This is a genomic window from Micromonospora sp. NPDC047521 (assembly GCF_055587305.1).
The window spans coordinates 173,964-187,408 of record NZ_JBVJGN010000009.1 but is presented as its reverse complement, the minus strand read 5'-3'; the positions used below and the strand labels follow the sequence as shown (position 1 = coordinate 187,408).

Sequence of the window (13,445 nt, the reverse complement as noted above, 5' to 3'; positions counted from 1 at the left end):
AGGGCGAGCCCTACCCCCCGCCTCAGCCGAGCCTCGTCACGGCGGCCCGCAGCCGGGCCAGGTCGCGGCGGCGGCGCTCGTAGGTGGCGGCGAGCCCGACCAGCGCCAGCCCTCCGACAGCCAGGTAGATCCACCGGGGCAGCAGGTCCCATCCGCGCGCCAACTCGTGCAGCGCGAGCAGGGTCAGCACGCCACCGCCGAGCACGACTGGCGCCTGCCAGCGGCGGACCGCACCGGCCAGCACCACCACCAGCGCCGCCGCGCCGAGCAGCAGCCGTCGCCACGGCTGCGGATCCGGCCCGCTCAGCACCGACACCAGGCTCGGCAGCAGCGCCGCGACGAGCCCCGGGCCGAGGGCCGGCCAGCTGGTCAGCTTCGGCCTGGTCCGCAACGCCAGCAAACCCGCGCCGAGGGCCAGCGCCGCGGCCGGCAGGGTGTACGCCTCCAGCACCGTCACCCCGCCGGCAGCCAGCAACACCCACGCCCCGAGCAGTTCACTGCCGGCGGCGATGCCCGCGAACGCCCACCGGCGTCCGGCCGGCTCGCCACGGCGCAGCAGCCGCAGCGCCACGGCGACACCCCAGAGCACGCAGACGGTCGCGAGGTGCCGCGCCACCTCGACGGTGAGCACTGCCGCCACCAGCGCCACCGCCTGCGCGGCGGCGTCCAGCACCCGCCCGAGCAGTGCCCGCGCCGCCAGCACCTCGACCGGCCGCGACGGGCTGACCGCCTCGACCGGCGACGGGCCGGCCGCGACAGCGCCGGACGAGCTGGTCACGGCCGCGACAGCCAGGACCAGCGCGGCCACCGCCAGCAGCGGGTACGCCGCCGCGCGCAGCGGCTGCCCGCCGGCGAGCGGTGCGGTCACCGCCAGCGCGCACGCCGCCCCCACCGTGGCGAGGCACCCCGCGACCCGCGTCCCGACAGCCCGCGCCCCCACGGCGACGACCACCGCCGCCACCAACAAGACCCCCTCGGCGGCGAGCGTGCCGGCCCGCGTGGCGAGCAGCCACACCACGCCGACGGCGACCAACACCACCCCCACGGGTACGGCGGTCGGCGCGAGAGCCGGACGCGGCGCGGCGAGCGCGGCGAACAGCAGCGCGGCCACACCGGCGAGCAGCACGGCACCCGGCATCACCGGCCAGGGCGCACCGGCCGCGACGAGCAGCACCGGCAGCGCGGCAGCGGCGAACGGCAGCGCGGCCAGCAGCGGCGGGCGACCCCGTCGACCAGCCAGCACCACGGCCACCGCCAACGCGACGAGCGCCAGCCCGGCGGGATACCCCGCCGGGTCCGCCACGGCGGCCGGCGCACCCGACCAGACCGGGCCCCCGCTGACGTACGGCGACGCGAGCGCGTTCAGCACCGCGGGCAGGGTCGCCAGCACCGCCACCGCCGCCAGCAGACCGCCCGCCACCACCAGCACGCCCGGCCGGCTACCCGCCGGCGTCCCCCCGACCAGCGGCGTCCCCCCGACCGCCGGCCGGTCGCGGTGTGCCACGAGCGCCAGGCCCAACGCCGCCAGGGCCGCGTACAGCGCGATCGGTTCGTCACCCGCCGCCACCAGCGGCGCGAGGCCGGACACGGCCACCGCGGCCACCGCGCCGGTCACCGCGTACCCGGCCAGCTCCGCCCGGTGGCGACGTGCCGCGAGGACCGCGACCAGCGGCAGCACGGCGGCGGCCAACGCGAGCCGGACCTGCCACCAGGGCTGCGCGCCCGCGACGAACGCCGCCAGCGCGGCGATCCCGGGCAGCGCGAGCTGCGCGACAAGGAGGCCTCCGCCGGCCACCAGGCGGTACGGCCCGGACGCCCGCCGCACCGTGAGTGCCAGACCGACAGCGACCAGGACGCCGAGCGCCACGAGGGCACCCACCGGATCGGCCAGAGCCACCAGCAGTCCGTGCCCGAGCAGGACCGTGCCACCCAGGGCCCGGCTGGACAGCGTGCCCGGTCGTGCCATCGGACGGGCCAGCACGGCGAGCAGCAACGCGGCCCCACCGAGCAGGTCCACTGTCAGCACGGCCGACCAGGAGGCGGGCCAACCGGCGGGCACGGCGAGCAGCACCGCCACCGCGCCGACCGTGGCCAGCAGCTCCCACGCCCGGCGGGGTACCAGCAGCGCCGTCGCCGCGAACGCCAGCGCGAGGGCAGGCGCCACCTGCCAGCCCCAGTCCAGGTCGGGTCCGGTCCCGGCCCCGTCCCACGGCGGCAGCGACCGGCCGACGGCGGCGACCGCAAGCACGACGGTGATCAGCGCGGCAATCTGCGCGGTTCCCGCCGCGACCAGCAGCGCCCCCACACGCGGGCCGGTCCACAAGCCGCCGCCCCGAACAACCGCCGACCCGGCTGTCTCCGATCCGGCCGCCACCGACCCGTCCGTTGTCGATCCGGCCCCCTCCGACCGGATCGACGTCGGCAACAGTCGCACCGCACCCACCAGGACGACGGCCACCACCGCCGCCGCGATCAGCAGCAGTGCCGGCCGCAACTCGGCCACCGGACGCAGCACCGCGACGGCCAGCACCGGCACCAGCAAGCCGGCGGCCAGCGCACGCAGCACCGGCCCGCCGACCACCCGGGTCGCGCCGAGCGCGGCCAACGCGACAAGCAGCAGCGGCGCCCCCGCCAGCAGCGGGGTGCCCGCCGAACGGCCGATCAGCAGCGGCACCAGGGCGCAGGCGGCGGCGCAGGCGAGCGCCACGACGTGCCCGACGCCGGCAACCACCCGGCCGGCCAACGGCACCGTCCCCGGCCGGCCACGCAGGGCCACCACCACGGCCAGATCCAGCAGCGCCACCCCGAGCAGGACCAACGCCCACCCACCGGCGTCGGGCCGCGCCTCGGCGGCGAGCAACGGCAGCACCGGCTGCACGCCCAGCAGCCCCGCGAACCACGGCCCGGCCAACCCACTGAACCGCCCGTACGCCACGGCGACCGCCGCGCTGGCCCCCCCGACCAGCGCGGCGTACCGGCTACCCGGCCAACCTGCCACCCCGGCCAGGTCCACCGACCAGGCCGCGTAACCGTCAAGCACCACCAGCAGCAGCCCCACCGCGGCGAACGTCTCCGCCGTCCCGCGCAACCCCCGACGGACCGCCAGCAGCGGGACGGCCAGCGCGAGCGCGGTGAACGCCGCCAGGATCAGGGCCCGGCCACCGACCCCGACAGACGCCCACGCGACGGCAGTGAACACCACCGCCGCAGTGCCCAGCAGGAGTCCACCGAGGACGAAGAGCAGACCCTGGATCGTCCGCGTCGAAGCCTCCGCCGCCCCCGGCGCCGGCTCCCTCCCGACCGTCGACACCGGAACGCTTCGCGGCACCGGCCCGACGACGGACGCCGCGACCCCGGCGCGGACGACCGCCGCCAGCTCGGCCCGCCGGCGCGAGGTGGCCGCCAACCGGCCGGCCAGCTCGGCGTACGTCCGACGGGCCTGCTCCACCCGCGGCTCAAGCTGGGCCACCTCCCGACCCAGCCGCACCACCTCGGCGGCGACCGGGTCAGGCGGGCGGCGGCAACCGGCGCAGCCGGCGCTCAGGTCAGCCGGGGCGCCGCAGGCGGGGCAGGGATAGCGGGTGTCGTCCACCCGCACATCATCGAAACACCACAGGTTCGCCGCCCAGAGTGCGCGTACTCATGGTCGGGTGTGCTCGTGTACCCAGGTCGCGTAGCCGGGGTCGCCACTCTCCACCCTGGACACCAGGATCTCCGGCACCTCGTACGGATGGCTGACCCGGATCTGGTCGACCAATGCGGAGAGCCGGTCCGGGGCGGTCTTGAACTGCACCGACCATTCGGTGCTGGTCTCCACACCGGAACGCCACCAGTAGGTGCTGTCCACCTGACCGCCGACCTGAGCGCAGGCGGCGAGCCGCCCCGCGACGGCCGCGGCCGCCAGCACGTCGGCGACCGAACGCGCATCCACCACAGTCGTCACCACGCAGATCTGGTCCACGACCGCACCCTACGCGGCACCGTTCCGCTGAGCCCGCTTTTCGTTCGCGACTGCGGGGCTCCGCTTCGCTACACTCCTCGCGCTCACCGGTTGGCCGCGATCCACGCGTCGATCTGCGCCCACCAGTCATAGAGCCAGTCGATGCGTTCCTGCCTGCCGGTCGGGACGTCCTCCGGAGGCACCGACCAGAACCGCATCACGATCCGCTTGTCCATCGGCAGTTCGCGCCACACGTCGGCGACGGTGAGCATCCGGTCCAGGCCGGTGTGCGCGACGAAGATGACCCCGGCGTCCGGGGCGGCGTCGAGCGCGGCGAGCATCCCGCCGGGCTGCGGGGCGAGCACATGGCGCATCCGTTCGGCACGCAGCGCCATCCGTTCCAGGCCGAGCGAACGCAGTCGGGCGATGGCACGCAGTCGCCGCTTGGGCGTGAAGTTGCCGCCCTCCGGGAAGATCACGAACGCGTCGTTGTCGTCCAGGCCGTCGGCGAGGTGCCCCACCTGGCGTACCGTCTCCTCGCCGCGCTCCGGTGTCGGCGCGATGAACCGGCTGGGCAGCCTGTTGAGCAGCACGTCGATAGCCGGGTCCCACTGCAGGCTGTCCTTGAGCACGATGCGCGGCTCCCGGTGGAACCAGTTGACCAGCCCGTGGATCAGGATGAACGAGTCGCCCGGCCCGGCGTGCCGGCAGAGCACCACCTCCGGCCGGCCGGGCAGCGCGGTGTCCGGGTCGGTGCCCACCACGTCGATGCTGAGCCGCAACGCCCACCGTGCCTGCCAGAACAGCACCCGCAGGAACCAGCCGGCCAGCACGTAGTGCGCCCGCTGGAAGGCCGGCGACCGGGTCCGCCAGCCACAGCCGGAGACAACCCAGAGCACGAACAGCGCGAGCAGCGCGGCGGCGTCCCACACCAGGTAGACGCAGCCGATCCAGAGCACCCGCAACGGCCGGAACCGGCCCGGGACCAGCGGTGAGACGGCGGCGGCGAGCAACGCCCAGACCGGCAGCGTGGTGACCACGACGAACGCCAGCAGCACCACGGCGGGAGCGATCAGCAACCGGCGGAGCCACCTGGGGGGCAGCGGCATCAGCGTTCCACGTGGGTGGCGAGGTAGCGGCGCGAGGCGGTGTACGCCCGGCTGATCCGCCGGCCCACGGCCGCCATGTCCCGGTACGCCCACGGGGTGTCGTCGCGCGGGTTCAGCCCGCCGGTCGGCAGGACGTGCACCTCCACCCCCTCGGGCAGCGCGGCCATCTCCCGGAAGAAGCGGTGCCGGCGGGATATCTCGAACGCCACCTGGGCGATCTCCCAGGGCCGCCGGGGCGGGGTCAGCTCACGTTCGATCCGGCCCACCTGGAGGACGAAGATCCGGCCGGCGCCGGCGGCCACCGCCTCGCCGATCGGGATGGAGTTGACGATGCCGCCGTCGACGTAGTGCGCACCATCGATCTCCATGGGTGGGAGCAGCCCCGGCACCGACGCCGACGCCAGCACCGCCGGCACCACCGGCCCGCTGTCGAACCAGTGCTCGGCGGCCCGCTCGATGTGCGCGGCGCAGCAACGGAACGGCACCCGCAGGTCGGCGAACGTCGTGTCGACGCCCAACTCGGATTCGAGCAGCCGGCGCAGGGGTCTCGGCGAGTGCAGGTGGGTACGGGCGGCGAAGCGGCGCAACTGCCGGGCGACGGAATCGCCGTACACCTCGCTGGCCTCCGGCGACGCCCAGAGCCGGACCAGCCGGTCGGTCACCGCCTCCGTCGGGTCGGCGGCCACCAGCGCGCCGTTCACCGCGCCGATGGAGGTGCCGAGCACCAGGTCGGGTTTGATGCCGGCGCGGAACAGGGCACGCAGCATGCCCACCTCGACCGCGCCGAGGACTCCCCCGCCGCCGAGCACGAACGCCACAGGTCCCCCCGCCATGTCTCTCATCCTGGCACGCGCCCGCCGCCACCGGCATTCGGCGCAGAGCGGGCACCGCCCGGCGACGGCCGGCAGGACGCCGTTGACAGGCCGGACACATTCGCGCAACCTGATACCGCTCCCACCCCGAGGCAGGTGCGATCCGTGAAGGCAGCGCTGCACCCGGGCCGGTTACTGGCCCGCAGGTACCGGCTTGTCGACCAGATCGGCGCCGGCGGCATGTCGGTCATCTGGCGTGCCCGCGACGAGGTGCTGGACCGGGTCGTGGCCCTCAAGGTGCTCGCCCCGTCGTTGGCGGCCGACGCCCGCTTCCGCGACATGGTGCGCGAGGAGGCCCGCGCCGCCGCCCAGTTGGTGCACCCGCACGTCACGTCGGTGCACGACTACGGCGAGACTGTCGACCCGGACGGCTCGATCACCTCCTTCGTGGTGATGGAGCTGCTCAGCGGCGAGGAGTTGGAGCTGCGGCTCACCGAGGGGCCGCTGCCGTGGGCCGAGGCGGTCGAGGTCGGCGCGCAGATCGCCGACGCGCTGGCAGCCGCGCACCGGCTCGGCATCGTGCACCGCGACATCACCCCGGCCAACGTGATGATGACCGCGACGGGCGTCAAGGTGCTCGACTTCGGTATCGCCACCCGGATCGGCGCCCCGGACGAGGACGAGGACGGCGGCACCTTCGGCACCCCCGCCTACGTGGCCCCGGAACGGCTCGACGGCGCCCCCGCCCAACCGGCAAGCGACGTGTACTCGCTCGGCGTCCTGCTGCACGAGGCGCTCACCGGTCGGGTCCCGTACCCGGCGGACACCTGGGAGCAGCTCAGCGCCGCGCTGGCCGACGGCCCGGCGCCGACCCTCGCCGACCTGCCGGAGCTACCCCCGGCGGTGGCCCGGATCTGCCTGCGCTGCCTGTCCCGCGACCCGGCGGGCCGGCCGACCGCGCGGCAGGTCGCCACCACCCTGCGCGACCAACTGCTGCCGGCCGAGCGGCCCGCCCCGGTGTCCACCCTGGCCATGCCACTCGAACCGGTTCCCGGGCCCACGGCGACGCAAGCCCCAGCCGAGGAGGCGACACCGTCCCCGGCGCGCTCCCGTCGCCGGCTGGCGCCGCTGCTGGTTCCGGCGCTCCTCGCGGTCGGCGTGGCACTGGCCGGCGTGGCCCTGCTGCCAGACGGGCGCTCGACACCCCGGACGCAGCCGTCGACCGGTCCCGTCGCGCCCCCGTCGTCCGGCCCGCCGGCCGTCGAGTCGTCCCGGCCCGCGACCCCGTCACCGTCCGCACCGCCGAGCGTCCGCTCGACCACCTCCGAGCCCGGCACCCTGATCGAGGCCGCCAACCGTGTGGATCGGCTGATCGGCGACGGGCTGAACGCCGGGGAGATCCGCTCCGATGTCGGCCTCGACCTGCGCAACGAGCTGCGGAACCTGACAGTCGCGGTCGGCTCCGGCCGGGACCAGCTGGCGCCGCCGGTGGCCCGGCTGCGGGAGAAGGTCGCGATCCGCCTCGGCGAGGGCGGCATCAGCCCGGCGTACGCGCAGCGGCTCGACGTCGCCATCAGCGAGCTGGGTGCGGTTGGCGTCTGACCCCGGGCCACACCTCGGCGGGTCAGCGGGCCGACACGCGGGCCGGTTCGCGGATGTCGTACCGGTCGGCGGCGAAGCGGCGGTAGACGTCCTCGTAGCCGTACGCCATCCGTTCGACCGAGAAGTTCTCCGCGACGTGCGCCACGCAGTCCTGCGGGTCGAGCTGCGCTGCCGCCCGCAATGCCGCCGGAAGGTCGTCAGGGGTCTCGCACACCAGCCCGGTCACGCCGGGCCGGACCAGCTCCGGCACCGCGCCCCGGTTCAGGGCGACCACCGGGGTCCCGGTCGCCATCGCCTCCAGCATCACCATGCCGAACGGCTCCTCCCACTGGATCGGCATGATCAGGCAGCGGGCGTCGAGGAGCATCCGCAGGGTCTGCGCCCGGTCGGCGTTGAGAACGACTGTCACGTCGTCGTCGATGAGCGGCTCGACGACCTGCTCGAAGTAGCGCCGCTCGGCGGGCTCGTTGCACTTGCCGGCCAGCAGCAACGGCAGCCCGGCTTCGCGGCACGCCCGGACGGCGACGTCCGGGCCCTTGTCCGGGCTGAACCGCGCGAGCCACAGCACCGGCCCGGGGCCGGGCTCGGTCTTGCGGGGGAAGCCTCGGATGTCCAGCGCGTTGTGCACAGTGCCGGCCCAGGGCAGGGCGGGGTTCAGGCCGCGCTGCGCGTGCGAGATGGCCACCAGGCCGACGCCCCGATCAGCGTCACCGAGCACGTCGCCGTACTCCCCCACGGGGTTGCCGTGCACTGTCGCGACAGTCGGGACGGCCCGGCGGCCGGCGACCAGCGGACCGATTGTGGTGTGGTCGTGGATCACGTCGAAGTCGGCGGCGGTGATCAGTCGGTTCACCCGGGCCAGGTGCGCCAGCTCCGGCAACGATTCGCCGAGCCGCTCGTACTGGACGTCAGGGACTGTGGAGACGAAACCGCCGGCTGACGTGCCGTGCTGACCGCCGGCGCCGAACAGGGTCACCGCGTGCCCGTGCGCGGTCAGCGCGTCCACCAGGACGGCGACGACCTGCTCCAACCCGCCGTAGCCGGGCGGCGGCACGGACAGCCAGGGCGGGACCACCATCGCGATGCGCAACGACCGCTCTCCCGAGCGGTCGGCGGGCGGGTGGTTCACGGCCACGGATCCTCCCCCGATTGGTCCGGTTCCGGTGTCGCCGCCGGTCGGCGCGGTCCGCGGCGGTTTCCCCGTGGAGTCGCGGGTAAACCGGACAAGACGGACGCTCACCCGCCGACCAGGAGTTGGTCGTGGACGACCCGTACTCCCGGCGCGGACCAGGCCACCCGCTGGACCTGGTCGCGTTCCCACCACGAACGGACCACCCCCGCGAGGACAAGCGTGTCGCCGTCCACCTCGACCGTCACCCGGTCCGCGCCGATCGTGCGCAGCAGCGCACGCTGAACGTCGTGCCGCAGCCGATCGCCGGCGGGCGGCGCCGGCGGGCGCACCTCGACGAGGTTGGTGATGCCCCGCACCCCGTCCAGTCGGGTCAACTCCCCCTCGGCGGCACGGCGCTGCCAGCCGAACTCCACCTCGCCGCGCAGCATCAGCCAGCCGTTGGCGACGGTCACCGCCAGCCGCTCGGCGGGCACGAAGCTGTCCCACTCCAACGCCCGGGAGGCCGCGAGGGCGATCTCGGCGTCGGTACGCCCCGGCGTGCCCGCCAGCCGTACCTCGATCTCGTCGGCCACCGCCCGCACCCCGCGTACCCGCTGCGCGCAGCGGGCCGCCGCCCACCGCCGGGCGACGCCGTCCACGAACCCGTGCAGGGTGACCACGCCCTGGTCGACGGTCACGCCGATCTCGTTCGGTTGCAGCCGCGCATCCCACGCCAGCTCGGCCAGGACGTCGCGCTGGATCCGCTGGTCGTCGTCGGCATTCACCGGTCCCACCCCCGTTTCGGCTCGTCCTGGCGAACCTGCCGGGCATACGGGTGACGGCGGTTCACCCGGATCGGGTGAACCGCCGTCGGAGTGAGAGGAAGCGGCGGGTGACGGAGCCAACCCCCTTGGCCCCGCCACCCGCCGCCGGAGGGAGGGAGCAGGTTTCTGGTGTTACGACGTCTCGGCGAGCGTCACGGTTGCCGTCTTCTCGACACCGTTTCGCTTGTACTGCACCTCGACCCGGTCGCCGACCTTGCCGGCCTGCACCGCGCCGACCAGATCGTCGGAGTCGTTTATCGCCTTGTCGCCGAAGCGGGTGACGACGTCGCCCCGCTGGAGGCCGGCCTTCTCGGCGGGACTGCCCGCGGTGACCGACGCGACGAGAGCGCCGCCGCCCTCGGCCTGGTTGACGCCCACCCCGAGCGACGGGTGGCTGACCTTCTCGCCGCGCTGGAGCTTGCCCGCGACGTCCTTGGCCTTGTTGCTGGGGATGGCGAACCCGACGCCGATGTTGCCGGTGCTCTGCCCGGAGGTGGCGATGGCGGTGTTGACGCCGATCACCTCGCCACGGGTGTTGACCAGAGCGCCACCGGAGTTGCCGGGGTTGATCGGCGCGTCGGTCTGGAGCAGGCCGGAGATGGAGCTGACGGCCTGGCCCTGCTGGCTCGGGTCCGGCTGGCCCTCGCCGGCCCGGATGGTGCGGTCGCGGGCGCTGAGGATGCCCGCGGTCACCGAGCCCTGCAGACCCAGCGGGCTGCCCAGGGCGAGCACCTGGTCGCCGACCTGCATGGCGTCGCTGTCGCCGAACTTGGCCGCCTTGAGGTCGCTCACCCCGTTGGCCTTCACCACGGCCAGGTCGGTCTTCGGGTCGGTGCCGACGATCTTCGCCTCGGCGCTCTTGCCGTCGGCGAAGACCACCCGCACCGTGTTGCCGGAGGCGGAGGCGACCACGTGGTTGTTGGTGAGCACGTACCCGTCGGTGCTGAGCACCACCCCGGAACCCTCACCGCTGTCGGTGGTGATCGAGACGACGCTGTCCTGCACGGACGCGGCGATCTTCGGCAGGTCCGCGCTGTTGAGAACGGGGGCCGCCGAGTAGGTGCGGGTGACGCCTCCGCCGTCGCCGTCGAGGGCGAGCGCGAGCGCCCCGCCGGCGACGCCGGACCCGAGCATCAGGGCGAACACGGCGACACCCGCGCCGGCGAACTTCGCGATGCGGCTCGGCCGGGGGCCACTGCCGGGCGGTGCGACAGGCGGACCCCACGGCGGGACCGGCTGACCCGGCTGGTGCGCGTGCTGCTGGTGCGGGTAGGCGGCACCCGGCTGGCCCCCGCCGGCCCAGCCGGACTGCTGCTGCTGACCCGCGTACCAGGGGGCGCCGGGAGCCGTCGGCTGCGGGTAGCCGTACTGGCCGGGCGTCGGGTGGCCGGAGACCGGATAGGGCGGCGCGGACGGGGTGGCCGCGGTCGGCGGCTCGTACCCGGTCGGCTGCTGCCCGGCGGCCGGCTGGCCGGCGTACGCGGTGGTCGGCGCGTCGTGCCCGGTGGCGCCGGCAGGCGCGGCGGTGGTCGCCGCGTCACCTGTGGTGGGGACGACCGGTACGGGAGTGGTCGGGGAGTCGGACTGCGCGCGCTCGTCGCGCGGCAGCTCGGCGGTGGGGTGCGACGGCTCGGCGTCGGTGGGGGCCGGCCGGCGCTGCGGGTCGGACTCGAACTCGGTCATGCCACTACCTTCTCCCCGGGCACTGCGATCAAGCTGGAACCGTCCTGGAAGTTGGCTGAAAGTCACTCGCCGGCGTCGTCGGCGATCGGCAGCAGGGGCAGCCGGACCCGGAAGGTGGCCCCGCCGCCGGGCGTCTCGGCCACCTCGACTGAGCCGTGGTGGGCGGCCACCAGAGCCGCGACGATGGCCAGGCCGAGCCCGGTGCCGGTGTTGCCGTCGGCCCGGCGGGTCCGTGCCGCGTCGGCCCGGTAGAACCGCTCGAAGACCCGTTCGGCCTGCTCCGGGGAGAGGCCCTGACCGGTGTCGGCCACCTCCACCACGGCGAGGTTCCCCTCCTCGGCGCGCAGCCGCAGGCTGATCCTGGCGTCCGTCGGGGTGTGGGTGAGCGCGTTGGTCACCAGGTTGCCGATGACCTGACGCAGCCGCGCGTCGTCGGCCAGGACGACGAGCGGTCCCGATCCGGGCTCGATCTCCAGGTCGATCTGTCGGTCCGGGGCCATCGCCCGGGCGGCGTCCACCGCGTCGGAGGCGAGCACCGGCAGCTCCACCGGGGCGAGGGAGAGCGGCCGCTCCCGGTCCAGCCGGGCGAGCAGCAGCAGATCCTCCACCAGCAGCCCCATCCGGGACGCCTCGTCCTCGATACGGCGGAGCAGGCCGGCGGTCTCCTCGGGCGCCCGCGCGGCACCCTGCCGGTACAGCTCCGCGAAGCCCCGGATCGTGGTCAGCGGGGTCCGCAGCTCGTGCGACGCGTCCGCCACGAACTGCCGCATCCGCTCCTCCGAGCGCCGGGCCCGCGCCTCGGACGCCTGGGCCGCGGCGGCGGCGTCCCGGGCAGCGCTCTCCGCCCACCGCGCCGCGGTCTCCGACGCGGCTCTGGCGGTGAACGCCGCCTCGATCTGGGTGAGCATCGCGTTCAGCGCGCGGGAGAGCCGGCCCAGCTCGGAGGTGGGATGTTCCTGGCCCTGCTCCGGGTCGGGCACCCGGCGGGTCAGATCACCGCCGGCGATCGCGGCGGCGGTCCGCTCGATCTCGACGAGCGGTTTGAGGCTGGTCCGGACGATCGCCGCCCCGATCGACGCCAACATGATCAGCACCGCGCCACCCACCAGGAGGTCTATCCAGACGAGCTGCTTCACCGCCCGGTCCACCTCGGTCAGCGGCTGGCCCACGGCCAGCACCGACCCGTCCGGCTGGGCCGCGTAGTAGACCCGCCACCGGGTCAGGCCGTCGTGGGACACGACGGTCCGCGGCTCCCCCTCCAGGTCCTCGAAGCCGTCCCGGTTGCTGGGGAAGGTGGGCAGCTGCTCGGGATCGAGGGTGATGTTGTCGTAGATCGCCCGGTAGACCTGCTGCTCGTCGGCGAGCGACACGACGTAGTCGCTGGGCAGCATGGCGTTGACCTCCCCGCTGCGCAGCTTCGGGAGTAGCTGACCCAGGCCCTGGGCGGTGGACCTGATCTGCCCGTCCACCTGGCCCTGGAGGTAGTTGCGCAGGAAGTAGGCGGTCAGCGAACTGATCACCAGCAGGGCCACGGCGACAAGCGCGAGCACCGAGGTGACCAGCTTCACCCGCAGCGGCACGCTGCGGACCCGCCCCTTGGCCTGCTGGACCGGGTTCACGCCGCCGGCTTGCGCAGCACGTATCCCACACCACGGAGGGTGTGGATCAGCCGGGGTTGGGTGGTGTCGACCTTGCGCCGCAGGTACGAGATGTAGGACTCGACGATGTTGTCGTCACCACGGAAGTCGTAGTTCCAGACGTGGTCGAGGATCTGCGCCTTGGACAGCACCCGGTTGGCGTTGAGCATCAGGTAGCGCAGCAGCTTGAATTCGGTGGGCGAGAGCTGCACGCGCTGGCCGGCCCGGTGCACCTCGTGGGTCTCCTCGTCCAGCTCCAGGTCGGCGAAGGTGAGTCGGGAGGGGGCCTGCTCGCCGGTGGTGGTGCGGCGCAGCACGGCGCGGATCCGGGCGGTCAGCTCCTCCAGGCTGAACGGCTTGGTGACGTAGTCGTCGCCGCCCAGGGTCAACCCACGGATCTTGTCGTCGGTGGCGTCCCGCGCGGTCAGGAAGACCACAGGGGTACGCGTACCGCCCTCGCGGAGCATCCGGATGACCTCGAAGCCGTCGAGGTCGGGCAGCATCACGTCGAGCACGACGAGGTCGGGCCTGTGGTCCTTGGCGGCGTTCAGGGCCGCGCTGCCGCTTGTCGCGGTGGCCACGTCGAAGCCCGCGAACCGCAGGCTCGCGGAGAGGAGTTCGAGGATGTTGGGGTCGTCCTCGACGACGAGAAGTCGCGCCTCGGTCTGGGTAGCGGGCATGGCCCCATCATGGGTGACCTCACTGCGCCGGCGCTGGACGCTTCCTG

The 13,445-nt window shown here is 74.3% G+C and carries 10 protein-coding genes; 1 reads left to right on the top strand and 9 read right to left on the bottom strand.

Annotated features, from left to right (window positions below; translation table 11 throughout):
• Positions 1-22 precede the first annotated feature (22 nt).
• From ACZ6N8_RS20790 to ACZ6N8_RS20775, 4 genes are all read right to left on the bottom strand, one after another.
• Positions 23-3,592: an SCO7613 C-terminal domain-containing membrane protein gene (locus ACZ6N8_RS20790; RefSeq protein ID WP_466012012.1), complete on the bottom strand. Its 3,570-nt coding sequence runs from the start codon at positions 3,590-3,592 to the stop codon at positions 23-25.
• A gap of 48 nt (positions 3,593-3,640) precedes the next feature.
• Entirely contained in the window at positions 3,641-3,961 is a 321-nt protein-coding gene (gene cutA, locus ACZ6N8_RS20785; protein WP_139587248.1) for a divalent-cation tolerance protein CutA, read from the bottom strand.
• A gap of 83 nt (positions 3,962-4,044) precedes the next feature.
• Positions 4,045-5,049: a 1-acyl-sn-glycerol-3-phosphate acyltransferase gene (locus ACZ6N8_RS20780; RefSeq protein WP_466012010.1), complete on the bottom strand. Its 1,005-nt coding sequence runs from the start codon at positions 5,047-5,049 to the stop codon at positions 4,045-4,047.
• Complete coding sequence (locus tag ACZ6N8_RS20775; RefSeq protein ID WP_364374065.1) at positions 5,049-5,882, bottom strand: patatin-like phospholipase family protein; 834 nt, start codon at positions 5,880-5,882, stop codon at positions 5,049-5,051. Before ACZ6N8_RS20775 ends, ACZ6N8_RS20780 begins: the two co-directional genes overlap by 1 nt.
• 144 nt (positions 5,883-6,026) lie before the next feature.
• Here ACZ6N8_RS20775 and ACZ6N8_RS20770 point away from each other — a divergent pair, with 144 nt between their 5' ends.
• Positions 6,027-7,463 carry a serine/threonine-protein kinase gene (locus ACZ6N8_RS20770; protein ID WP_466012008.1) on the top strand — a complete coding sequence of 479 codons (1,437 nt, stop codon included), beginning with the start codon at positions 6,027-6,029 and terminating at the stop codon, positions 7,461-7,463.
• Positions 7,464-7,485: 22 nt separating this feature from the next.
• Here the strand turns inward: ACZ6N8_RS20770 and ACZ6N8_RS20765 are convergent, their stop codons facing one another.
• The 5 genes from ACZ6N8_RS20765 to ACZ6N8_RS20745 form a co-directional block, all read right to left on the bottom strand.
• Entirely contained in the window at positions 7,486-8,541 is a 1,056-nt protein-coding gene (locus ACZ6N8_RS20765) for a glycosyltransferase family 4 protein (protein WP_466012176.1), read from the bottom strand.
• A gap of 158 nt (positions 8,542-8,699) precedes the next feature.
• Positions 8,700-9,359, bottom strand: coding sequence for a BON domain-containing protein (locus tag ACZ6N8_RS20760; RefSeq protein ID WP_466012006.1), 660 nt, complete (start codon positions 9,357-9,359; stop codon positions 8,700-8,702).
• A gap of 171 nt (positions 9,360-9,530) precedes the next feature.
• Positions 9,531-11,081 carry a S1C family serine protease gene (locus tag ACZ6N8_RS20755; RefSeq protein WP_466012004.1) on the bottom strand — a complete coding sequence of 517 codons (1,551 nt, stop codon included), beginning with the start codon at positions 11,079-11,081 and terminating at the stop codon, positions 9,531-9,533.
• Between the two features lie 62 nt (positions 11,082-11,143).
• Complete coding sequence (locus ACZ6N8_RS20750) at positions 11,144-12,700, bottom strand: sensor histidine kinase (protein WP_466012002.1); 1,557 nt, start codon at positions 12,698-12,700, stop codon at positions 11,144-11,146.
• Positions 12,697-13,398 (bottom strand): response regulator transcription factor, encoded by a 702-nt coding sequence (locus tag ACZ6N8_RS20745; RefSeq protein WP_030336721.1) that lies wholly within the window; start codon positions 13,396-13,398, stop codon positions 12,697-12,699. The genes ACZ6N8_RS20750 and ACZ6N8_RS20745 overlap by 4 nt, the downstream gene beginning before the upstream one ends.
• Positions 13,399-13,445: the final 47 nt, after the last annotated feature.

Excerpts from the sequence above, each read along its gene's own strand:
- ACZ6N8_RS20780 (WP_466012010.1), bottom strand. The coding sequence starts at position 5,049 with ATGCCGCTGCCCCCCAGGTGGCTCCGCCGGTTGCTGATCGCTCCCGCC.
- ACZ6N8_RS20775 (WP_364374065.1), bottom strand. The coding sequence starts at position 5,882 with ATGGCGGGGGGACCTGTGGCGTTCGTGCTCGGCGGCGGGGGAGTCCTC.
- ACZ6N8_RS20765 (WP_466012176.1), bottom strand. The coding sequence starts at position 8,541 with ATGGTGGTCCCGCCCTGGCTGTCCGTGCCGCCGCCCGGCTACGGCGGG.
- ACZ6N8_RS20755 (WP_466012004.1), bottom strand. The coding sequence starts at position 11,081 with ATGACCGAGTTCGAGTCCGACCCGCAGCGCCGGCCGGCCCCCACCGAC.
- ACZ6N8_RS20745 (WP_030336721.1), bottom strand. The coding sequence starts at position 13,398 with ATGCCCGCTACCCAGACCGAGGCGCGACTTCTCGTCGTCGAGGACGAC.